Origin of the sequence: Nostoc sp. JL33, assembly GCF_017114985.1 — a bacterium.
Taxonomy (GTDB): domain Bacteria; phylum Cyanobacteriota; class Cyanobacteriia; order Cyanobacteriales; family Nostocaceae; genus Nostoc.
In genome coordinates this window covers 207,035-229,642 of sequence record NZ_JABXKP010000049.1, presented here as the reverse complement: position 1 = coordinate 229,642, position 22,608 = coordinate 207,035, and the positions used below count along the sequence as shown (strand labels likewise).

Below are 22,608 nucleotides of genomic sequence, written 5' to 3'. Positions count from 1 at the left end.
CAGTGGCGACATCCCAGAGTTTGATCGTCTTGTCAGCACTGGCAGAAGCCAGCCTGTGCCCATCGGGGCTGAACACCACGCTAAAGACCCTACTGCTATGCCCAGTCAGGGTTTGCAGAGGTTTGCCAGTGGCGACATCCCAGAGTTTGATCGTCTTGTCAGCACTGGCAGAAGCCAGCCTTTGCCCATCGGGGCTGAACACCACGCTATAGACCGCACTGCTATGCCCAGTAAGGGTTTGCAGAGGTTTGCCTGTGGCGACATTCCAGAGTTTTATGGTGTTGTCAGCACTGGCAGAAGCCAGCCTTTGCCCATCGGGGCTGAACACCACGCTATAGACCGCACTGCTATGCCCTTCTAATGTATTCAATTCTTGGAATTTGTTCTCTGGTTGTAAGTACACAGCTTTCTGCAAACTTCCCACAACCCGCATCTGGGTATCTACCGCCACCTTCCCGGCATTTTTCAGTTTTCCATTCGCTTTTAAGCCTTCTGTCAGTGCCTCCCAGATTTGCCCAGAGGCAGAAAAGGTAGCTGAAGAGTTAGCAAGGGCGTTGATTTCACTGATTGCAGCTTGTTTTCTTTCCTGTTCTGCCCTTTGTGCTGCATCCCAGGCTGTAACTGTTAGTCCAGCTAAGACTAATCCGGCTGCAACTGAACCAAAAAGGGCGCGTTTGAGAAAGCCATTGAGTTTTGCGTCACTCAGTTTTCTTTGTTCTCGTTCCTTTTGCAGTTCCGCCATCACCTGCTTTAACTTCGGTTCCTGTTGCTGGCGGATAAAGGCGGCGATGTAGTCATGTACCAGTTGATAACGGTCAAAAGGGTTTTCTGGTAGCAAAACCACCAAGCCTGATTGGACAACAATTTCTAACACTAAATCTAATTTACTGATTTTAGAAGCTTGTTCCGCCCTAGCTTCTGATCCCCCCGCCTGCGGCGACTCCCTTAAAAAGGGAATAGAAAGAATAAAGCCCTGCTTTTTAAGGGGGGTTGGGGGGATCTCCGAGAAGTACGGGAGCAAATCGCGTTCCAACTCAGCGCGAGTCTTCAGAGGGCGAGTTCCTTTTTCATCGGTGAGCAAATACAGTAATATATTTGCTGCCTGCTGATTTTCAACACCGCAATCATTAACAACTTCATCCAAATAACGCTTAACCAATTCGTACTTAGTACCACGCTGCCGATATTCTGCCAGAGTTGTAATATTCTCCGTTTGCAGTTGCGCCCCCACAACCTGCAACTCAATGGGGCGAACTTCACCCAATTCTCCGGCTAAATCCTGCACCAGTTGTTCAACTAAAGCAGGTTCTAAATGAAAACTAGTATTTTCAGTTAAACGCTGAATAATTGACTTCGTATCAGCAGGTGAGAAATTCCCCAACTTGTAAAGCACATTATTACTGAGAATATCATTGCCAATAATCTTGAGACTGGACAAATCATTGCACTCCAGCAAGTAATGAATGTAATCCACCCGCAGCGATAAGATAACTTTCACCGATAGAACATTCAGACACTCTCCCAAAAACTCAAAGAATTGCTTCCTTTGTGCTGGTTCGGTGTAAACAAAGAAAAATTCCTCAAATTGATCAAAAATTAACACCGTGCGGAGGTTGCGCTGTTCGTTTTTGCGGAGTTGGGAGAGGAGGGAGTGGGGATTTTGAGGTTCTGAGGTTGGAGTTCCGAGTTCTGAGGTCGGAGTTCCGAGTTCAAAGGTCGAAGTTCCGAGTTCTGAGGTCGAAGGTTGAGGTTCTGAGGCTGAACGTTCTAGTTCAAAGGTCGAAGTTCCGAGTTCTGAGGTCGAAGTTCCGAGTTCTGAGGTTGAAGTTCCGAGTTCAAAGGTCGAAGTTCCCAGTTCTGAGGTCGAAGCTTGAAGTTCTAACTCTCCCTCATCCCCCTCATCTCCCTCATCCCCCTCATCTCTTCCCAAAAGCTTCCCCAACTCTTCCACCCAGTTGGTGTAAACACGCATTACCACCGGCAAATAATCTTGAATACCGATCGCTTTATTCTTTAAAGCTGGCACCAGTCCGGCATTCACCAGGGAACTTTTGCCTACACCCGATTGCCCATGAATTACTATCAACTTATAATCAGGGCGACCCATGCGTTCAATCAAACGTTCTACATCCAATAGGCGACCAGATGCAGCAATTTCTGGGGCAATATTTCCTTGAGAAGAGTTTGAGCGCAATGTCTCTACAAATGCCTGTTTTGTAGCTTCTAACCTACCCGCACCAATAAAAGCCCGCAAGCCAAATTGCTGTTCAATGGAACGCCGTTGCTGTTTGATGTTATATGCTTGGAGATATTCTTTCTGCTCAAAATAAAGCTGCTGCAAAAACCTGAGAATATCCAAGTAAACCCTGACATCTTCTAAGGGATTACCCACATCTCTAGCAGTTTCTAAGCTGAGAGTTGCCTGTTGAATTTGACCTAAATGGTATTGAGAACGGCCTAAAATAAACTGATATAAGCTCAAGTCTTTTGATTTGAAATCCTTTTCGTGAATATCAAATAAAACCCCTGACACATTCGCTGGTTCCAGATTAGGAATCGCGGCAAAAACCTCCAAGGCTTGCTTAACTAACTGATTTGCTTCCACCCAGTTATTATGAGCCAAAGCCACCTCAGCTAAAAAACCGTAATCCTTGGCTAATTCCCTTAACTGGTTGTTAGTTTCATGGATTACTAAAGCTTGTTTTGAAAGACTCTGCAAAGTTTCCCACTTTTCCAAGTCTCGCAAGATATCACCAAATTTAACTAGTGCATTAGCAATTAAATCTGGACTTTTAAACTGGTTAATAAAATTTATATACTCTTGAACGTAACGCCAGGTTGTCTGCCAATCTGGATGATCGATATCTTGATGTTTAAAAGCTTTCAGATAATAGCAAAAGGCAATCTCACCGAGGATTTTTATCTGATATTCTAAATTATTAGTTTGCTGCCACAGCTTATAAGCTTTGTGATAATGCTGTAGCGCCGAATCTTTTTGATTATTTATCTGTTTGATAAAACCTAATAAAGATTCTAAACTAGCTTGAATTTCTAAATTATAAACATCTGGCTTTTTAAGTAAATATCTTTGTGTTGCTTCTAACTCATCTTCCAGTTTGATATATACATCGGCGCTAAAATTGAATTTATTACTAAACCATTGATTAGCCGTTTCGATGATAAAATCTATTAATTCTTGTGTTGATATAGCAAAATTTCTCGTAGTTGCCCAACTTTCCAAATCTGGCGCAAGCTGTATTAGTTGCTTGTAGATTTCATCGTCAATCCACAACACTAAGGGAAAAGGCAAATTCTTGCGAAACTCTTCCCGCACCTGATTAGCAGAAGTTAACATCACAGACAAATTCTGCACTGATTCCAAACCCACAACCATTACACAGGCTGGTATTTCTTCGCCCAGTTCTGACTGAATCGCAGTATAAAGAGTCCTGTTCGAGTGCTGCACCGCCAAGACATGAATTTCGACTTGACAAATTTCACGCAATCTGGAGATTAAGCGATCGCGCTCTCTAGCATAATTACAGCGTGCCAAAATCAGCTTAAACTGTCCCACAGAGGACTCGATCGCCCAAGCTAATTGTTTCAGAGAGCGATCGTTGTTTACATGGTCATCTTCTGGTGATTGCTGTGGACTCATAAGCTTATGTGTTTAGTTCGTAGTAAGCACTTTAGTGCTTTCAAAGATATGGAATAATAAGCACTAAAGTGCTTACTACAAACCTAACTCCCTGGCTTCAGCCAAAATGGGATTAACATCAAACCAAGACTCGCCGCGATCGCGATATTCAAAGACAAACCGACTGCGAATCAATTTTTGATATCCCTGGTCATCACTTACCTTTTTCTTTTCTTTGACATGACGTAACAATTGCCACTCATCCTCAGAAATCGGTAACATTATTTCATTCCGACGAGAACGAATAACTTGCTCTAAGGTTTCACGAGTTAGGGGAAGACTCATTTCTTCCATAATCCAGGTATTCAGCAGCCTCAGCACGTCCCGCACATGACCACCGCTCATTTTACATAACCGCTCTAGGCTAGTAGCACGATCAAAAATCTCCGTAACTTTATTTAAACGCTCTTCTGGTGTCATGTCAGGAAAAGCTCTAGCTAGTACCATCTGCTGCATCAGCGCCATTCCCTCTGTATGAACACTGCCATCAGGCCATTGCACAGGTACCATTGGTAACACCTTGGGATCTTCTGGGAAACGCTGGGTTAGCATTCCGTAATCATTGGAAAACTTCAAAGACAAGGGCATGGTGTAGATTAGATGACAATTCAGCTTCGTCAAACACTCACCCTGATCGACAAATAAATATTCCTGCTGCGGACGGCCCCAAGGTTTGACACGATTATCTATGCGGTCAAGATTATCGACAATTACCACTAAACCATTTTTACCCTGCTGTTTGAGTTTAGCGATCGCCGGTTCCAATAATTCTTGATTAATCGCTTCCAGCAGTTTGGTTTTTTGTGGTGCTAAATACTGATTGAGTTTTTCTCGCAGCGTTGGGTCATTTTTCATCTTCGCGGTGATTTCACCAATGCCCACAGACAAAGACAATTTTTCTTTTTCAGAACTGACACCAAAATCGCCGACATTCGGAACCTTAACTTTTACCCCCGTCACCTCGGAGTTTAAAACTTTCCAAGCACCTTGGAGCAACTCATTAAACTTGTTAGGTGACTCCAGGGTAATTTTATCCAGACTTTGACTTACCCGCCGAGCGATCGCTAGCAGCACATCAGCAATATCGACATCGGTCATTTCCAGGTCTTCACTAGACTCAAAATAGACGACGTGGAAGCCTAACTTTTCCAATTCTGCCTGTAACCGTAATAGTTCTGTCGATTTTCCACAACCAATATGCCCAGTAAATAAAGTACAAGTGGGTTCATTGGGCTTAAAAAAAGTAATTTTCTGCTTCAGCTTGCCAAGAATATCCCCGCCTCGTACCGAGGAAAAATCTATATAATACTTGCCATCAGAGCTATTGTTGACAAACAGAGTTCTGCTGGGATCGCTAGCCTGATAAAATTCCCGTAAATCTATGGGCATAATGCTGGTAGTGCAATTATCTCGTATTGTCTTAGATATTCCTGTTAAAAAGGATAAAGTTATTTACATTTTTGCATCTCAATATTTCGGATGATTTTCGCTCTTGCTGCCTCAAAGGTCAGCTAATGGTTTTAGGACTGTTGTCCCTTGAGCGAGATACAAGAACCCCACCCCCAACCCCCTAAGAGCAAGCGAGGAGGGGGCTATGATGTAAGTAATATTAAGTTATCTGCAAAAACCGAGACTCTTTTTTGATACTATTTAAGTCCGGACTCTTTAAATATTGATTGACGTATGAGCAAAGGTACCCTGTTTGATAAAGTTTGGGACTTACACACCGTTGGTACACTTCCCTCAGGGCTGACGCAACTATTTATCGGGCTTCACCTAATTCATGAAGTCACCAGTCCCCAAGCCTTTGCGATGTTACGCGAGAGAAGTTTAAAAGTACTGTTTCCAGAGCGTACCGTTGCCACAGTCGATCATATTGTACCCACAGAAAACCAGGCGCGTCCCTTTGCCGATAGCTTGGCAGAGGAAATGATTCAGGCGCTCGAACATAACTGTCAAGAAAATAACATAACTTTTTACAATATCGGTTCTGGCAGTCAGGGTATAGTTCATGTCATCGCTCCCGAACTTGGACTGACTCAGCCAGGAATGACGATCGCTTGTGGAGATAGTCATACTTCGAGTCATGGGGCATTTGGTGCGATCGCATTTGGGATTGGTACTAGTCAAGTCCGGGATGTTCTGGCTTCCCAAACTCTGGCTCTCTCCAAACTGAAAGTCCGCAAAATTGAAGTTAACGGTACTCTCAACCCAGGAGTTTATGCCAAAGATGTCATCCTGCATATCATCCGCACCCTTGGCGTGAAAGGTGGTGTGGGTTATGGCTACGAATTTGCAGGTACGACCTTTGAGCAAATGAATATGGAAGAGAGGATGACTGTCTGCAATATGGCGATCGAAGGCGGTGCTAGATGCGGCTACGTCAATCCCGATCAAGTCACCTACGATTACCTCAAAGGCAGAGATTTTGCACCCATTGGTGCAGATTGGGATAAAGCAGTGGCTTGGTGGGATTCCATCAAGAGCGATGCTGATGCCCAGTACGATGATGTGGTGATATTTGATGCGGCTGAAATTTCTCCTACTGTCACCTGGGGAATTACTCCCGGTCAAGGTATCGGTGTCAACCAGTCAGTACCTCAACCAGAAGAACTACTTGAAGAAGACCGATTTATTGCCGAAGAAGCTTATCGCTACATGGATTTATATCCTGGTCAACCGATCAAGGGCACTAAAATAGATGTCTGCTTTATTGGTAGTTGCACCAACGGCAGGATTACTGATTTGCGGGAAGCGGCGAAAATCGCCAAAGGTCGCCACGTCGCTGAGGGAATCAAAGCCTTCGTTGTCCCTGGTTCTGAAAGGGTGAAGGAAGAGGCGGAAGCTGAAGGACTGGATAAAATCTTTCAAGAAGCCGGATTTGAGTGGCGTGAACCTGGATGTTCTATGTGTCTAGCCATGAACCCGGATAAGCTACAAGGAAGACAAATCAGCGCCTCTTCTTCTAATCGCAACTTTAAAGGAAGACAGGGTTCCTCTTCCGGTCGAACATTATTAATGAGTCCGGCGATGGTCGCCACTGCTGCCATTAAAGGCGAAGTTTCTGATGTGCGGGAGTTGCTGTAACCCCATCTTGTGACGGAGAAAACTCTCTTAAACTTTCTTTCTTTGTGTCCTACCCTTCGGGAAGCCACTTCGTGTCTATGCGTCCTTCGCGGTTCGTTTTCTATAAAATTTATGGTGAGTGAAGTTAAAACAGTTTCAGGGCACGGTATACCCTTAGTGGGCAATGATATAGATACCGATCGCATCATTCCCGCGCGATATTTGAAAGCCATTACCTTTGATGGGTTAGGCGAAGGCGCATTTATTGACGACCGGACAGCACTTAAAGGTGAACATCCCTTTGACCAACCCCAATACCAAGGGGCGAATCTTTTAATAGTCAATAGGAATTTTGGCTGTGGTTCATCACGGGAACATGCACCGCAAGCGATCGCAAAATGGGGAATCCAAGCTTTAATCGGTGAAAGCTTCGCGGAAATCTTTTTCGGTAACTGTGTCGCAATGGGCATACCTTGTCTGACAGCCGATGCTGTTACTGTTAAACAACTGCAAGAGTTAGTCACTGCCAATCCCCAAGCCGCCGTGACAGTAAATTTGGAAACCTTGCAAGTGCAAATTGGTGATTACACTGCCCCAGTTGCGATCGAAGAAGGTACCAGAAGCACATTTATTTCTGGAACTTGGGACGCTTGCGGTCAGTTGGTGGCGAATGCTGACCAAGTTCGGGCAACGGCTGCAAAATTACCTTATGTGGGTTGGGGCAATTTAGCCGCGAGTTAGCATTCTCTTATTCCCTGGCTCTGCTGGGGAATATTAATTTATAGATTTTTCCTAAATTATTGAGCTAGAGCGAACAATAGCCTGATCTATTTCAGATTTGGCATAGTAGACATATAGCTAAGTGATTCTAGACAATGGACTATGGACGGGTATTCTTAAAAGATGGATATCGGATACACAACGATAATTTATCTGCATACCCTGCAAAATATAGAATATAAATTTCTTATCTTATAAAAATTAACATTTTGATTAAGTTGTGTTGATTTTGCGCGAATAATTCTCAACTATTCCACGAATTTGTTATGTTTGAGGACTTGACTAAAAACAGCCACTTTTGATATCCTCAAATTACTCGATAAGATTAGGACTTATTATAAGTTTTTAAGCTAATTGCCCAGATTTTTGCTTCTATTTTGAAAAAAAGTAGCAATGGCTTCCGCAATCCAATTTGTAACACTAAGATTTAACTTGTTACAGATGGCTTGTAATCATACAACCATTTATGAAAATCTTCATTGAGCGTCATTTGCCGTTGCTGTGTCTGTCCAGGAGATGCGAATGTGTCATCGTAGTAACGCATTTCACCCAAAGCACTACGAGCTTGGATGATTTTTGTGCGCTCAATGCGACGCTGTTCGTAACTAGTTAAAGCTTCTTGGAGATTAGCTGAATGGGAAAAACACTCTTGCAGTTCATAAGCATCTTCAAAAGTGGTATTGGCTCCCTGTCCCATAGCAGGTGCCATTGGATGGGCGGCATCGCCTAAGAGAGTAACTCTGCCTTGACTCCAGTGGTTTAACGGTGGGCGATCGCAAATCGGCCCTTCCCAAATTTGCTCGGCTGGTGTTGCTTCGACCATCGCCCGAAATGATTCATCCCAGTCGGCTAATTCATCGAGAATACGAGACTTCACTTGATCAGCACTGTGGGAAAGAGAGTACTCAGGTGACAACTTACGACTAATCCAACTGGTATAGCCACCGCCCACATTGAGAATGTACATAAACTGTTTATTGCCTTTGACAAAAACTAGTTGATAGTCACTAAATAGCTCGTGGTGATACTTGATGACGGCACGCCAACACATACTACCGATATAATTAGGCTTAGTCTCGCCAAATAAAGTTTCTCTTATTACAGAGTTGACGCCATCAGCCCCAATCAGCAAATCTGCATATACCGATTTCTCACCATCAAAATGAATTTCCACACCGTTTTCATCTTGCTCAAAGCCGATGCAGCGATGATTGAGGTGAATGATATCAGATGGTAATCTAGACGCTAGGACTTGCTGTAAACGATACCACCAAATAGTCAACAATGGCTGTCCGTATTGCTCCAAGTATTTGGTTGCGTTAGTGCGGATTGTTTCTCCCTGAATATTCTTTAAAACTGTGTGGTGAACCTCGCATCCTGAACTTTTCAGGGTTTCGACAATTCCCGGCGCAATCGCATCTAAAAAGTTCAAGCCATTGGGAGCCAGCCCTAGTCCAGTTCCAGCCGGACGAAATTCTTGTGCTTTTTCGTACACTTGAACATCTATCCCTTGGCTTCTAAGTGCGATCGCAGCAGCCAAACCACCTGGGCCAGCACCGACAATGGCAACTTTTTCTAGTATCGGTTTGGATAATTCCTGAGTTAGATTTGTGTTCATATTGTCAGGTTAATTCTATGAGTAAAAAATCTCAGCAGATTATATCCAGCTTAGAGGATGTTTGAAAAGTATTGGGCGATTAGAATTCGCTACTACACAAACTCTCGTCCACCTCCGTGGAGTAATTAATACAAAATCAAGGTTTTCTAACCCACGGAGGTGGGTTTTGACTGTATAGCCGCGACTTCTAGTCGCCCGGCTAGCAATAAATTAGACTTTTCAAATGGCAACAGGTTACAGCTATCTCAGATATATGCTAAACCTATATAGGACTTACGCACGAGTTACGGAATCACGTAGACGCGGAGCGGCTTGCCGCAGGCTACCGCTCCAGGCGCAGAGGACACGGAGAGAAGTCGGAGCGGCGGCTTCCGCCGTTAGCGTAGCGGTAGCGAGTCCGCGAGCGTCTCTGAACTTCTCCCAAAGGGAGACGCTGCGCGAACGGTGGAAATCAGAGTTTCAGAGATATTTTGCGTAAGTCCTACTATATTAAGTTTTTGATGATATTTCTCTATTCTTAGAGTTTTATGTATTTAAACTTATAAGTGACATCGTGATATTTGCAGAAAATCCCCGGCATTATCTGCGTTTTTTGTGTATTATTCCGTAAGGCGCTGAGAGCATATCTTGAGCCTGGTTAATGCGTATAAATTAATGCTTTATCAAGTATTAACTGCTGAATATTAATGTTTTGAGCATTATTATGAATGAGTATTTTATAGAATTGAGAAGCTGTAACTATTGATTTTGTGTTATTTCAAGGTTTTCTCAACTTAAACAAACCATTCGACTGGACTTCCCACGACTGTGTGGCGCGGGTGCGAAAATTGTTGCGCCTCAAACGTGTAGGACACGCAGGAACTTTAGATCCAGCTGCTACTGGGGTGTTACCGATCGCACTTGGTAAAGCTACAAGATTATTGCAATATCTGCCAGAAAACAAAGCTTACAAGGCTACGATTCGCCTGGGTGTGCGTACTACAACCGATGATTTACAAGGTGAAATCATCACTTCTCAAGCTTGTGCTGGATTGAGTTTAGCAGAAGTGAAAACTGCACTGGCGCAATTTGAAGGCAAGATTGAGCAAATACCACCGAGTTACAGTGCAATCCAAGTGGATGGTAAACGTCTCTACGACTTAGCACGCCAAGGGAAAACGGTAGAAGTTCCAGTGCGAACAGTGGAAGTTTTTCAGATAGATATTTTGGACTGGAGAGAAGGAGATTTCCCGGAATTGGATGTTGCGATCGCCTGCGGTTCTGGTACATATATTAGAGCGATCGCTCGTGACTTAGGCGCAATCTTAGAAACTGGTGGCACTCTTGCAGCTTTGATCCGTACCCAAAGCAGTGGTTTCGATTTAACAGATAGTCTTACTTTGATAGACTTAGAAACTAAACTGCAAGCCGAGACATTTCAACCTCTTGTACCTGATGTAGCCTTGAAACATTTGTCATCTGTGACTTTACCAGCAACATCTGCTCAAAAATGGTGTCAAGGTCAGCAAATTTCTCTAACTTTCGATATTTCCGAAATAGTGCGAGTTTATGATCAAGAGACTCGCTTTTTAGGTATTGGGCAATTACAAGACGAAGCGTTAATTCCCCAAATGGTTTATGAACCGATTTCTTAACATCGTGCTGAATTGAAGGTTTAAATTTGAATACTACTGCTGCACGTCTCAATGTCTACATCAAAGGTCAAGGATTCCCGATTCTGGGCTTACACGGTCATCCTGGTACTGGCCGTAGTCTTTCTGTCTTTACCAATCATTTATCAAAACGTTATCAAACTTTTGCCCCTGATTTACGTGGATACGGCAAAAGTCGCTGGAATGGCAATTTTGATATGAATGACCATTTGACTGATTTAGAAGCGCTGCTAGACCGCTTTGAGATTGAAAAGTGTCTAGTATTGGGATGGTCACTTGGGGGCATTCTGGCAATGGAACTGGCATTACGTTTGCCAGAGCGCATTACAGGGCTGATTTTGGTAGCGACAGCCGCAAAACCCCGTGGCAGCCATCCTCCTATCACTTGGCAGGATAATTTATATACTGGCGTTGCTGGCCTACTAAACTATATAAAACCGAGTTGGCAATGGAATATTGAAACTTTTGGCAAGCGATCGCTTTTCCGCTACTTAATCCAACAACATACATCTACCACTTACAACTACATCGCCACTGAAGCAGTACCAGCTTATTTGCAAACCTCACCTGCTGCTACTCGCGCCCTCTATAGTGCAATTCAATCGGGATACAACCGACTTCTCGATTTGCAACAAATACAATGTCCTAGTTTAGTACTTGCTGGTGAACAAGACCGCCATATCACTTCTGATTCCAGCTTAGAAACTGCTCGACATTTCAACAATTGTCAGTGGCAGTGCTATCCTAACACCGCCCATCTTTTCCCGTGGGAAGTTCCGCAGTTGGTGCTCAATGATATTGACCATTGGCTGGAACAACATCCGCAGGTAATTAGTAGTCAATAGTTCAAAAGTTTTTGACTCTTGAGCAAATAATTCGTAATTAGAACTCGAAATTACAAATTACGAATTACGAATTACGAATTACCTTAACTGTGGCCTAACTTAAATTTGACCGCCAAAGATAGGCTGTACTTTGCGGTCAAATCTTTCCCCCAAATCTTCAGCGATTGTTAAGGTATTAGGTTTGCAGCGCTTGACATGAACAGCAATTCCCGTAGCTCCTTCAATCTCCAAATCTTCTATATATCCAATGCTTGACAATTTTGCATCAGAAGAACTCAGAAATGGCCCGAAGTAGTACGTGCATCGGGGATTTTGCGTCACAATCTCTACCCACCAAGCCAAGCCGATGTAGTCGAATGTGTTAATTAACACTTCCTTGAGGTTATGCCAAATGGTTTTCATGGTTTTCGCCGATTTATAAACGTGCTACAGGGTGTTAAACGATATGTTACTTGATTATCTTTTACATTTCTTTATACTCTAGTTACGGTTATTTTTTCAAAGAAAATTTTTGTAATTTATCTAAGTGCACCGTAGTATTTAGCGATCGCTGACGATAAATTTCATAAAGTGCCATACCTGCTGCTACCGAAGCATTCAGACTGGGAGTCTTACCTTGTAGAGGAATCGATACTAAAAAATCACAGGAGCGTTGAGTTAACATACTCAGACCTTCACCTTCTGAGCCGATTACCAAAACGATTGGCCCAGTGAAATTGACTGTATGCACGGGTTCGCTACCACTTGCAGCCGTGCCGTAAATCCAAAAGCCAGCTTCTTTTAATTCTTCTAAGGCGCGGCTAAGGTTGACAACTCTAGCTACAGCAAAATTTTCTAAAGCGCCTGCTGCCACTTTCATCACAGTGGAAGTGATCCCAGATGCCCTTCTTTGGGGAATCACCAAGCCTTGAGCGCCTATTGCTTCGGCGGTGCGAATAATTGCTCCTAAGTTGTGGGGATCAGTAATTCCGTCAGCGACGACAATTACGGCATCAGTTACAGATTTGGACTGCTCAATTAGATCCGCCAATTCGATGTAGCCGTAGGGAGCAATTTGTGCCGCTACACCTTGGTGATTAGCCCCGTTGGTGAGATAGTCTAAGCGTTTGGGTTCAACCTCATCAATAACTGTGCCATTTTCCTTTGCTTGCAAGAGAAAATGGTGAAAGCTGGGATCGTAGCGCAGACGGGTAGTAATCCAGAGACGGTTGAGATTGCGCTGATTTTGCAACGCACTCAATACTGGATGACGACCGTAGATGAGATCGTTATCTTCTTCTGTCGGTGTAGATACAGATGGCTGGGAGAAGTTGCTATTTCGTTGGCGGGAGTTGCCAGATACAGGATTGCTATCTACTTTCCGGGGATTGCGAGTTGGATTGACAACAGATACAACAGGATTGCTATCTACTTTCCTGGGATTGCGAGTCGGATTGACAACAGATACAACAGGATTGCTATCTATTTTCCTGGGATTGCGAGTCGGATTGACAACAGATACAACAGGATTGCTATCTACTTTCCTGGGATTGCGAGTCGGATTAGTAGCAATACGCTTACCTTTAATTTTTACCGGTTGCCCACGATTGGGTTCGCTAGAAGTTTTGACTTTTCTTGGTTTATCCTGCATTTTAGTTATGGATATAGCGTATGGTTGATTATCCTGATTACCTGAATTTCTTGAGCCTAATCTACTGTTGTCGCCATTATGAAATTGAGTTCTCACTCTTTTTCTACATGAAGTATTTGCAACAGTTCGGTTAGACGCTGGTAATCGGTGAGATATAAGTAACCAATTAAGGTTTCTAGACTAGTTGCCTGTTGATAAATTTCGGGATTAAGTCGCTTAGGGCGTCCTGTTGCGGCGTTTCTACCCCGTCGGACAATTTCTAATTCGGTATCCCTGAGATGAGGAATCAGCGATCGCAAATGTAGCGCTTGGGTTTCCGCTCTTACCTGCCCCACTACCAGACGATGGTAAATTCCTGAGCGCTGCAATGGCAGCAGATAGAAAATTCTAACATACAACTCATAAATAGCATCCCCCAGATATGCTAAAGCACTAGGAGAAATTTGTTGCACTTGTGAGAGGGAAATCTGTTGGAATGGCGCTGTGGTTGCCAAGAGTGCTTGAGTCCAAGATAAACTCTGTTTGGGAGTTTCATCTTGTGCATCTAATAGCTCTTCCTCCTCTGACTTCACAAATAAATCATTCCTTGACGGGCTAAATTTGGCAGGCATTCTTCACAAGGACTGATTTTTCTGAAGTATGCCATGATAGTATACTTAGCATAATCAATACTATCAAAATTACTTCCTAATTTCATCTTTTTGATTGAGAGTTGGCATTTTAAATCACCCTAATGTCAAAGCCTATAAGCCAAATTTCGCCTACTCCTTGTAGTCTGTGCCTAAGATAGTGTAAAATTTTGACATCAAACTCACTTGACAGCTACTTGATCCCATTGCCATGCTTACTTAGTTAAGCGACAATTTTTAAGTATACAGTATTAAGTCAACTTAGACTATAGATAAATCTGCTGGCTTTGTATTTCTGACAACTTTTTCGGACTTGATTGTTTATCCGACTATTTTAGCCAACAATGACATACCCAAAAACTGGGTGTCTATATCTTTGTTATTGCTCAACTTTAAATATAATAGCTTAACTGGCTTTGTTCCTCTCCCACAAGGAGAGAGGTTTTCTGCCAGAAGTTTTAAAAATTAAGCTATCCGATGTTGAATCTGGATAGCTAAATTGATCTCTCAGGTCGAGCAATCAAGACTACTTGACGTTTTCTAGAGCGTCTTCAACTGATTTTTGCAGGGAGAGAAACTTCTCTAGGCGAACAAGCTTGACCGTTTGAGTGACGCGGGCATTCGTAACAATTTGTAAAGTGCCCTCAGCAGTTTGAGCCTGCTTGGCTAGCTGCACCAGAGCACCCAAGCCAGAGCTATCAACAAAGTCGATTTGTGAGAGATCCAAAATAATGTTCTTAGAGACTCCAACCTCGTCAATCTTGCTGCCAAGTACCTTGCGAAATGTCGGCTCAGAAAAGGCATCTAACAAACCTGTGAGGCGGAATAGCTGACAGTTATCCCGGACTTCACGAGTGCCCCTCAGGCTAACGGTTAGATTTAGTGGCTCAGCAATAATTCCCTCCTCATGAGTTAAAGTGAACGCTCAAGTATAGATGGTTTTTGAGCAAATTGTCTACAATCTGCTGGAATAGGGCATTAGTCATTGGGTCTGGGTTATTCTCCTTGTTCCTAGTCCCCTATTTGCATTTTGCTATTTTTATTTAATCCCAGATGCGACAACTTGACTCACGCTTTGCTCCAATTCCCAATTAAAAATGGATAGTTCAAAAAGAAATCTTTCATTTTGAATTTTGAATTTTTAATTTTGAATTACCCTTTGGGATTGACGTGCTGTTCGCATGGCTTGAACAAATTGCTCAAACAAGTAATCAGCATCGTGGGGGCCAGGACTGGCTTCTGGGTGATACTGTACGGAGAATACAGGCAGAGATTTGTGACGTATCCCAGCAATGGTGCGATCGTTTAAGTTCAGGTGGCTGATTTCCACAGCTGTGGTAGATAAAGAATCTGGGTCAATAGCAAAACTATGGTTTTGGCTGGTAATTTCTACGCGTTGTTGTGAGCCAGCAGGCTGATTTAAACCACGGTGACCAAATTTGAGTTTATAGGTTTCTGCTCCTAGCGCATGACCTAAAATTTGGTGTCCCATACAAATACCAAAGATGGGTTTTTGACTTAACAGCAGCGCTTTGGCAGTTGCAATCCCTTCAGTGACGGCAGCAGGGTCACCAGGCCCATTAGAAAGAAACACACCATCTGGATTGTAGTTGAGAATTTCTTCTGGTGACGTATCCGCAGGCACAACAATCACCCGACAACCGTAACTTGTGAGGCGACGCAAAATATTGCGTTTTACGCCAAAGTCAAGAGCAACAACGGTAAAGGGTTCCCCAAGATTTTCCGCAGCCTCAGAGTTGAATTCCCAAGCTGGAATTGTGGCATCTGACCATTCATAAGCCGTTGGGGTGGTGACTTCACCAACCAGATTCAATCCCGCCATGTTGGGAGCAGCCTGTACCTGCTCTAGCAATTCCGCTTCATCGAGAATCGCTGTGGAAATGCCACCGTTCATCGCTCCGAACATCCGAATTTTGCGCGTGAGGGCGCGGGTATCGATGCCGTAGATTCCTGGTACTTGGTTTTGTTTCAGGTAGTCAGGCAAGGATTGTGTCGATCGCCAGTTACTTGGTCGGTGACAAATATTGCGTGCGATCGCACCTTGGACTTGGGGACGCTGTGATTCCTCATCTTCAGGATTGACACCAGTATTCCCTAATTCAGGATAGGTAAAAATCACAATCTGACCGGAGTAACTAGGGTCAGTCAGCACTTCTTGATAGCCGGTCATGCCAGTGTTGAATACCACTTCTCCGATCGCGGTTCCCGTAGCACCGAAAGACCAACCGCGATAAGTGGTTCCATCTGCGAGGACAAGTAAAGCTGGTACTGCGTCAGTCAGGGGCATAGTAGATTGGGGAGTGGGGATCGGGCAAACAGGGCATTGGGAAAATTCTTGCCGATTTGCCAATACTGCGATTGTTAATTATCCCATGAGTTTAGCAATTGGGAATTTTTAGGATAGTTAATTAAAATTAAAAGGGAATTAAATAAAGTAGCGGGAGTGGATTTGGCAAAGCTTGGGCAGTTAAAATTAATTATGCTTCAGTCCTTTTTATCCCGTGCAACCCTAATTTTTCTATCAAGCGCTTTAGCAGTTTTGTGTGTTGCCTGTAGTGAAGACAAACGGAACACTGCAACTGGTGGCAATGAGCAACCCACGCCAATTGGGGATCTGGCATCAGTACAGCCTACTGTCAAACCAGTAACACCAGCAGCTACCCCCAAAGCGCAGCCGCTACCGTCTGAAAGTGAACCAAGTCTTTTTGAGATGGGGCGAGACAAAGCTGTTGGCGCTTGGAGTATTAGCCAATCTGCTCAATCTCCAGAGGATTGGAATTTGGTGGTGAGTCAGTACCAAGAAGCGATCACGCTGATGCGAAAAGTGCGGCGACAAAGCGTAGAATTTGCGATCGCTCAAACCAAAATTACTGAATATCGGCGGCAAATCAGATATGCCCGACAGCAAGCCAATCCTCGCCCTGTGCGCGTTGCCGAACCTCAGAAAATAGTAATTGTTGTTCCCCATAGAGCAACCACACCAAAATTCACCTTACCTGTATCACCTCCTGTAGCAACAAAACCGTTATCACCAGAGCCAGGTTTGCCTTCATCAGTAGTGCTGATTCCCGATGAAGCAGTATTTACAGCCCCGATTAAAAGGCGGATTGGTGGCACGCCAATTGTCGAAGTCACCTTCAATGGTCAGCAACAATTTGAGATGATTGTGGATACCGGAGCCAGTGGCACTGTCATCACCCAAGATATGGCCAATGCTTTGGGAATCGTCCCAGTCGGGAAAGCGAAGGCAAACACCGCTAGTTCTAGAGCTGTAGAATTTCCTGTGGGCTATGTTAATTCGATGGCAGTTGGCGGGGTAATAGTGAATAAAGTAGCAGTAGCGATCGCCGGTGCGGAACTTGAAACTGGACTTTTAGGACATGACTTTTTTGGCAACTACGATGTCACCATCAAACGTAATGTGGTAGAATTTCGCCCGCAACTGCGATCGCCAATCAATTCCCCAGAAACTCAACTAACTGTTCCAACTTCGTCCAAGCCGCGCCGCTTTGTAGAATATCCTTAGCGATTTTAATACCTTGGGCGTGATCGAGGAATGCGATCGCACCCCCTACTTGCAGCGCCAACGACGCATTTAAGGCAACTACATCCTGTTGTGCTTGAGTTCCCTTACCTTGCAGCACCGCCTTGAGAATCAGTGCATTCTCTTGGACATCTCCACCCCGAATCATGCCTATGGTAGCAGGCGTTAGATCCAAATCTAGGGGATTAATCGTAGTTAACTGCACTTCTCCATCTGATAACACCGCTAAGTCAGTTTCATCTCCTAACCCAGCCTCATCAAGTTTTTCTCGCCCGTGCAGCACAATCGCCTTTTCCTTGCCCAAATTCTGTAAAGCTTCGGCAACTGTTGCCAAAAGCTTAGGAGTAAATAACCCTACCACCTGCCCAGTAGGACGCAAGGGATTTACTAACGGCCCGAGCAAATTAAAAATTGTTCGTACTTTCAAAGTCCGCCGTAATGAGGCAACCGCCTTGAGTGCTGGATGCCAACCAGGGGCAAACAAGAAAGTGATCCCCACTTCTTGTAGTGCGGCTTGCACTTTTTCGCTAGAGGCACTCAAGTTTACACCCAAGGCTTCTAATACATCTGCACTTCCCGTGAGACTTGACGCTGAACGATTGCCGTGTTTGGCGACGGGTATACCATAGGCTGCGGCAACAAATGCAACTGCTGTGGAAATATTAAAGGTTGATGACCCATCTCCGCCAGTGCCACAGGTATCTATTACAGTAGTCAGTGCTGACTGGTGAGCGCTGAGTGGAGAACATTGAGATTGTAATACTTCAGCCATGCCGGTTAACTCGTCAGCAGAAATGCCTCTAAAGTTCAGCGCTGTTAAAATAGCCCCTGATAACTCTGGGGGAACCGCTTCACTGAGCCAACCTTGCATCAATTCAGCAGCTTGAGTACGAGACAAGGATTGCCCATCTATTAATTGTTGCAGCAGGATATACCAGCTAACAGAGGATTCTTGAGCAGCGATCGGGGAAGTTATCATAGCTAAGGTTTTTGTGGGTATGGGAGCTATCCTACCGAAAAATGAGAAAGTAGCAGCCAAGCTTGGGAAACTAAAATCCAACTGATTGGCTTTGTACCTGATCAGAACGGAGATCAGCTGAAGTACACCAACGATAGCTTTTGCTATTCTTAGGGGTTGACATTTAAGCAATTACTTATGTATTCTATAAATAGTTAAGCGTTTGCTTAAATATATGGTTAATTGGAATGAGTAGACCTGCTGCCAGTGCCGATGTTTTTGTGGCGATCGCAGATCCCACACGCAGGGCGCTACTGGATCTGTTACGTAGTGGTGAGCAACCAGTCAAAGAACTAGCCCAGCCATTTGCCATGAGCTTGCCAGCTATTTCTCAGCACTTACAGATTCTTTGCGAAGCAGGCTTAGTACAAATGCGGAAAGCAGGGCGACAGCGCTTCTATCGGTTAAACCCGGAGCCATTGAAACAGATATCTGAATGGATTGCTCATTACGAGCAATTTTGGCAAGAAAAACTCGATGCCCTTGGCAATTATTTGGAGGAAAATTGATGCTCCGATTGAATATGGAAGTGTTTTATCCCTATCCTCCCCAACGGGTTTGGCAGGTACTCACTAACCGTCAGGCATTGGCAGTATGGTTAATGGAAAACGACTTTGAGCCGCGTTTGGGACACAAATTCCGATTTTTGCATTCGACACTACCAGGGCTGGAGGGAAACATAGACTGTGAGGTAATTGAACTCGATGAGCCAAGATGCCTTGCCTTCACTTGGCAAGACAGTATGATGTGCCAGCCTTCAATTGTTACCTGGACAATCCAACCCGTAGTTGGGGGTACGAAACTTCTACTCGAACATAAAGGTTTGATTCAAAAAGCCATCAAGCCAAATGAACCAATGCAACTTTCCCAACCCTGGCAAGGCAAATTTATGCCTGAGTCCAAGGCAGGGACACAGACACTAGCACCAAATAATCGCAGCACTGTATTCTCATCAATACCCGTTGGTAGATATAAGGCATTAGATAGTATCGTTCTTAGTTATTTTCTCAATGGTGGATGGAACTACAGTTTGCATGAAAAGCTACCGCAAATCTTAGTCACACATTGCACCAGTTAAAGCGGAAATTCACATATTGCACGCCAATATCTACATTTAAATTCAAAGATTGGCAACATTATCATCTGTACTCAGATAAGTATTAGCCAAGGCAAATTAAATTGAGCTTTGGGAAAATTAAATATGACTAAACAGACTTGATTATTCCAAGTTTTATTTTTGAAACGGGAATATTTGAGGAGTTATTTTATCTTTTTTGGAGATATCAAATATGAATGACCAGACTCAAATCAGCATTCCAATGATTATTCAACAATCAGATAGAGGGGAACGAGCATTAGACATTTATTCACGCTTACTTGCAGAGCGAATTATCTTTTTGCGAAACGAAGTTACAGACGAGACAGCTAACCTCATCGTTGCACAAATGCTATTTCTTGATGCTGAAGATCCAGAGCAAGATATCACATTGTATATTAACAGTCCTGGAGGTTCGGTGACAGCAGGAATGGCTATTTACGATGCCATAAATCAAATTCGTTCAGAAGTATGTACTGTATACATCGGTCTTGCTGCTTCAATGGGATCATTCTTGCTTGCTGCTGGAACTAATGGCAAAAGATATGCTTTACCAAATGCTCGAATTATGATTCATCAACCATCAGGAGGCACTCAGGGAAAAGCATCTGATATTGAAATTGCAGCCAAAGAAATGTTGTATTTCCGCCAATTAATTAACAAAATACTCGCTGCCAATACTGGTAAATCGCCAGCGCAGATTGAACTGGACTCGGAACGTGACTTTTTCATGAGTGCCGAAGAAGCAAAAGCTTACGGTTTAATTGACAGTATCATCTGGAAAACATCTGCATCTATTCAATCTGCAAATAACTCTAATATCGATAAACAGCAATGGAATGGAAACCAAAAATGAAAATACTCGTCATTGGTGGGACAAATTTTATTGGCCCTCCTGTAGTTCGTCAACTGATTGCAATGGGTCATGAAGTGAGCGTATTTCATCGCGGAAAAACTACAACTAACTTACCACCAAATGTGCATGAAATTTTGGGCGATCGCTCCCATCTTTTGGAGATGAAAAGCAAGTTTAGGCAGCTTTCGCCTCAAGTTGTGGTAGATATGATTGCCTATAACGAACAAGATGCACTCACTCTCACGAACACATTTGAGGATATTGCCCAGCGTGTTGTTGTAATCAGCAGTATGGATGTGTATCGTGCATACGATGTACTTTGGCGTAAGGAATCTGATGTTGTACCTGTACCACTTACTGAAGATTCGCCCCTGCGCCAACAACTCTGTCCATACCGGGAAATGCCCTCTAGACCGATCGCTGTCCCAATTGATTATGAAAAGATTCTGGTGGAGCAGGTGGTGATGGCATCCAACTTACCCGGAACGATTATACGCCTGCCAATGGTATATGGTTCCAGAGATTTCCGGCATCGCCTGTATTCCTATCTTCGGCGGATGGATGATAACCGTCCTGCGATTGTTTTGGAAGACAGTACGGCTCGATGGCGTGGCTCTTACGGCTATGTAGAAAATGTAGCGTATGCGATCGCACTAGCAGTGACAAATGAACGCGCAACTGGTCGCATTTATCATGTCGCTGATGTAGAAGCACTTACCGAAGCTCAACGCATCACCAGAGTCGGGAAAATAGCAGGATGGCAGGGCAAAGTTGTTATCGTACCCAAAAGCCAGTTACCATCAGAGTGGAAATTACCTCTCAATGCAGAGCAAGATTGGTTTGTAGACTCAACTCGTATCCGTCAAGAGTTGGGATACAAGGAAATTGTACCGTTAGATGAAGCGTTGCGGCAAACCATTGATTGGCAGAGGACTCATCCACCTCAAGAACCGCAGCAGTTTGCGACACCGTGGTTGCTGGACTATGCAATAGAAGATGCGATTTTGTCTAAATTCCGTTGAACTTCGTAGTTAGTAATGAATAACTCTTTTCCTTTAGCCGCACCACTCTGCTTATAGTTATTCATCCCATACTGTAATTCCCATGCTGAGATATTAGCCGATTGAAAATTTTCTCGAATCTGCGGTGAGTCATCGTAGGTAATTAGCCAGCGATGATGACATTGTTGCAAAAGGTTAGCAAATCTGTGATGTTCAAAAGAAGTGTGCAAGTCACCGTCTTTACCATATAGTTTTGATTTTGTAGCACTAAAATATGGCGGATCTAAAAATATAAATACATCTTCCCCTTCTGATTTTAATAGGTGGCTGTAATCCAAATTAGTAATTTGAACATTTTTGTCCAGAATATATTCTAATTTTTCTAATCGTTCTATTGAAGAATCAGTAAATCTTTTATAAAAAGCTTCTTGGGAAAAGCCACCTGATTCTACAGTTCCTGAAAAAGTAATTCTATTGAGGACAAAAAAGCGAACGGCTCTTTCAAAATCAGATAAATTGTTGACATCTACACTTGTTAATTCTGCAAAGAGTAATTTGCCATCTGTATATTTAACTTTAATATGTCGAATTTCTTTAACTAACTTAGATAAATCAGATTGGGCAAACTTCCAGAATAAGAAGAGTTCGCGGTTTAAATCGTTAATCCAAATCTTTAGATTAGGGAACTTTTGTCTTAAATAAATGAATACAGAACCACCACCGACAAAAGGCTCTCGAAATTCTGAAAAGCTCTCTGGTAAATATTCGACTATTTGATTTATTGCTTTCGACTTACCACCAGGATATCGTAGGGGACTTTTGAGCATAATTCGTATAAATGTCACACTTAGGGTAATAGAAACACTCAATTTGTTTGCTAAAAACTATTGTTGTATGCTCTGACTAAATCACCATTAATGCTTTCATTGTCTGCTCCTGTAGCGTAACTGAGGTTAATGCTTCCACCATGAGTTCGGACGCAAGGCCGCCAAGTCCTTAATTCGGTTGCGAGTCTAGAAGATTTGTTAAACTACGCAAAAAGTGAGTTAAACCAGAAGCTAAAGGGAAAATTACTCGAAACCTTTGGGTAATGCGGAGGCAATTTGGCTCCCGTTGGAGGCAGAGATTTAGCAAGGGATGAGAGAAAATGATGGA

19 protein-coding genes are annotated in these 22,608 nt (G+C 43.5%); 9 read left to right on the top strand and 10 right to left on the bottom strand.

Features of this window, described 5'->3' with window-relative positions; translation table 11 throughout:
• A partial coding sequence (locus HWQ23_RS13570) for an nSTAND1 domain-containing NTPase (RefSeq protein WP_292829034.1) occupies window positions 1-3,658 on the bottom strand: 3,658 nt, incomplete at its 3' end.
• A 75-nt stretch (window positions 3,659-3,733) separates the two neighbouring features.
• Window positions 3,734-5,086 (bottom strand): AAA family ATPase, encoded by a 1,353-nt coding sequence (locus HWQ23_RS13565; RefSeq protein ID WP_292829032.1) that lies wholly within the window; start codon window positions 5,084-5,086, stop codon window positions 3,734-3,736.
• 294 nt (window positions 5,087-5,380) lie between these two features.
• Here HWQ23_RS13565 and leuC point away from each other — a divergent pair, with 294 nt between their 5' ends.
• The gene (gene leuC, locus HWQ23_RS13560) at window positions 5,381-6,784 is read left to right on the top strand and encodes a 3-isopropylmalate dehydratase large subunit (RefSeq protein ID WP_292829030.1); all 1,404 of its coding nucleotides are present in this window, start codon (window positions 5,381-5,383) and stop codon (window positions 6,782-6,784) included.
• Window positions 6,785-6,895: 111 nt separating this feature from the next.
• A complete protein-coding gene (gene leuD / locus HWQ23_RS13555; RefSeq protein ID WP_292829028.1) occupies window positions 6,896-7,504 on the top strand; it encodes a 3-isopropylmalate dehydratase small subunit in 609 nt (202 codons plus the stop codon).
• Window positions 7,505-7,970: 466 nt separating this feature from the next.
• Here leuD and HWQ23_RS13550 read toward each other — a convergent pair whose 3' ends face one another.
• Window positions 7,971-9,161, bottom strand: coding sequence for an FAD-dependent oxidoreductase (locus tag HWQ23_RS13550; protein ID WP_292829026.1), 1,191 nt, complete (start codon window positions 9,159-9,161; stop codon window positions 7,971-7,973).
• 749 nt (window positions 9,162-9,910) lie between these two features.
• Between HWQ23_RS13550 and truB the strand changes: the two genes are divergently transcribed.
• Both truB and HWQ23_RS13540 read left to right on the top strand, forming a co-directional pair.
• The gene (gene truB / locus HWQ23_RS13545; RefSeq protein ID WP_292829024.1) at window positions 9,911-10,795 is read left to right on the top strand and encodes a tRNA pseudouridine(55) synthase TruB; all 885 of its coding nucleotides are present in this window, start codon (window positions 9,911-9,913) and stop codon (window positions 10,793-10,795) included.
• Between the two features lie 26 nt (window positions 10,796-10,821).
• Window positions 10,822-11,658, top strand: coding sequence for an alpha/beta fold hydrolase (locus tag HWQ23_RS13540; RefSeq protein ID WP_292829022.1), 837 nt, complete (start codon window positions 10,822-10,824; stop codon window positions 11,656-11,658).
• Window positions 11,659-11,757: 99 nt separating this feature from the next.
• Here the strand turns inward: HWQ23_RS13540 and HWQ23_RS13535 are convergent, their stop codons facing one another.
• The 5 genes from HWQ23_RS13535 to carA all read right to left on the bottom strand — a co-directional run bounded on the left by HWQ23_RS13535 (window position 11,758) and on the right by carA (window position 16,225).
• Entirely contained in the window at window positions 11,758-12,060 is a 303-nt protein-coding gene (locus tag HWQ23_RS13535; RefSeq protein ID WP_292829020.1) for a DUF1816 domain-containing protein, read from the bottom strand.
• Window positions 12,061-12,148: 88 nt separating this feature from the next.
• A complete protein-coding gene (rlmB, locus tag HWQ23_RS13530) occupies window positions 12,149-13,288 on the bottom strand; it encodes a 23S rRNA (guanosine(2251)-2'-O)-methyltransferase RlmB (RefSeq protein ID WP_292829018.1) in 1,140 nt (379 codons plus the stop codon).
• Window positions 13,289-13,380: 92 nt separating this feature from the next.
• Window positions 13,381-13,860 (bottom strand): Mini-ribonuclease 3, encoded by a 480-nt coding sequence (locus HWQ23_RS13525; protein WP_292829050.1) that lies wholly within the window; start codon window positions 13,858-13,860, stop codon window positions 13,381-13,383.
• A 583-nt stretch (window positions 13,861-14,443) separates the two neighbouring features.
• Complete coding sequence (locus HWQ23_RS13520; protein ID WP_292829048.1) at window positions 14,444-14,815, bottom strand: STAS domain-containing protein; 372 nt, start codon at window positions 14,813-14,815, stop codon at window positions 14,444-14,446.
• A 243-nt stretch (window positions 14,816-15,058) separates the two neighbouring features.
• Window positions 15,059-16,225: a glutamine-hydrolyzing carbamoyl-phosphate synthase small subunit gene (gene carA / locus HWQ23_RS13515; protein ID WP_292829016.1), complete on the bottom strand. Its 1,167-nt coding sequence runs from the start codon at window positions 16,223-16,225 to the stop codon at window positions 15,059-15,061.
• Between the two features lie 192 nt (window positions 16,226-16,417).
• Between carA and HWQ23_RS13510 the strand changes: the two genes are divergently transcribed.
• On the top strand, window positions 16,418-17,464 hold the full coding sequence (locus HWQ23_RS13510; RefSeq protein WP_292829014.1) for a retropepsin-like aspartic protease family protein: 1,047 nt from the start codon (window positions 16,418-16,420) through the stop codon (window positions 17,462-17,464).
• Here the strand turns inward: HWQ23_RS13510 and trpD are convergent.
• Entirely contained in the window at window positions 17,394-18,461 is a 1,068-nt protein-coding gene (trpD, locus tag HWQ23_RS13505; protein WP_292829013.1) for an anthranilate phosphoribosyltransferase, read from the bottom strand. The two genes, HWQ23_RS13510 and trpD, sit on opposite strands and share 71 nt — an antisense overlap.
• A 227-nt stretch (window positions 18,462-18,688) precedes the next feature.
• Between trpD and HWQ23_RS13500 the strand changes: the two genes are divergently transcribed.
• From HWQ23_RS13500 to HWQ23_RS13485, 4 genes are all read left to right on the top strand, one after another.
• Entirely contained in the window at window positions 18,689-19,009 is a 321-nt protein-coding gene (locus HWQ23_RS13500; protein ID WP_229492935.1) for an ArsR/SmtB family transcription factor, read from the top strand.
• Window positions 19,009-19,578, top strand: a complete 570-nt coding sequence (locus tag HWQ23_RS13495) for an SRPBCC family protein (protein ID WP_292829011.1) — start codon at window positions 19,009-19,011, stop codon at window positions 19,576-19,578. Before HWQ23_RS13500 ends, HWQ23_RS13495 begins: the two co-directional genes overlap by 1 nt.
• A gap of 211 nt (window positions 19,579-19,789) precedes the next feature.
• Window positions 19,790-20,452, top strand: coding sequence for an ATP-dependent Clp protease proteolytic subunit (locus HWQ23_RS13490; RefSeq protein WP_292829009.1), 663 nt, complete (start codon window positions 19,790-19,792; stop codon window positions 20,450-20,452).
• On the top strand, window positions 20,431-21,474 hold the full coding sequence (locus HWQ23_RS13485; RefSeq protein ID WP_292829007.1) for an NAD-dependent epimerase/dehydratase family protein: 1,044 nt from the start codon (window positions 20,431-20,433) through the stop codon (window positions 21,472-21,474). Before HWQ23_RS13490 ends, HWQ23_RS13485 begins: the two co-directional genes overlap by 22 nt.
• Here the strand turns inward: HWQ23_RS13485 and HWQ23_RS13480 are convergent.
• Complete coding sequence (locus HWQ23_RS13480) at window positions 21,435-22,280, bottom strand: DNA adenine methylase (RefSeq protein WP_292829005.1); 846 nt, start codon at window positions 22,278-22,280, stop codon at window positions 21,435-21,437. The two genes, HWQ23_RS13485 and HWQ23_RS13480, sit on opposite strands and share 40 nt — an antisense overlap.
• Window positions 22,281-22,608: the final 328 nt, after the last annotated feature.

Coding starts and splice junctions, on each gene's coding strand:
- HWQ23_RS13565 (WP_292829032.1), bottom strand. CDS start 5,086: ATGCCCATAGATTTACGGGAATTTTATCAGGCTAGCGATCCCAGCAGA.
- leuC (WP_292829030.1), top strand. CDS start 5,381: ATGAGCAAAGGTACCCTGTTTGATAAAGTTTGGGACTTACACACCGTT.
- leuD (WP_292829028.1), top strand. CDS start 6,896: ATGGTGAGTGAAGTTAAAACAGTTTCAGGGCACGGTATACCCTTAGTG.
- HWQ23_RS13550 (WP_292829026.1), bottom strand. CDS start 9,161: ATGAACACAAATCTAACTCAGGAATTATCCAAACCGATACTAGAAAAA.
- HWQ23_RS13535 (WP_292829020.1), bottom strand. CDS start 12,060: ATGAAAACCATTTGGCATAACCTCAAGGAAGTGTTAATTAACACATTC.
- rlmB (WP_292829018.1), bottom strand. CDS start 13,288: ATGCAGGATAAACCAAGAAAAGTCAAAACTTCTAGCGAACCCAATCGT.
- carA (WP_292829016.1), bottom strand. CDS start 16,225: ATGCCCCTGACTGACGCAGTACCAGCTTTACTTGTCCTCGCAGATGGA.
- HWQ23_RS13510 (WP_292829014.1), top strand. CDS start 16,418: ATGCTTCAGTCCTTTTTATCCCGTGCAACCCTAATTTTTCTATCAAGC.
- trpD (WP_292829013.1), bottom strand. CDS start 18,461: ATGATAACTTCCCCGATCGCTGCTCAAGAATCCTCTGTTAGCTGGTAT.
- HWQ23_RS13500 (WP_229492935.1), top strand. CDS start 18,689: ATGAGTAGACCTGCTGCCAGTGCCGATGTTTTTGTGGCGATCGCAGAT.
- HWQ23_RS13495 (WP_292829011.1), top strand. CDS start 19,009: ATGCTCCGATTGAATATGGAAGTGTTTTATCCCTATCCTCCCCAACGG.
- HWQ23_RS13490 (WP_292829009.1), top strand. CDS start 19,790: ATGAATGACCAGACTCAAATCAGCATTCCAATGATTATTCAACAATCA.
- HWQ23_RS13485 (WP_292829007.1), top strand. CDS start 20,431: ATGGAATGGAAACCAAAAATGAAAATACTCGTCATTGGTGGGACAAAT.
- HWQ23_RS13480 (WP_292829005.1), bottom strand. CDS start 22,280: ATGCTCAAAAGTCCCCTACGATATCCTGGTGGTAAGTCGAAAGCAATA.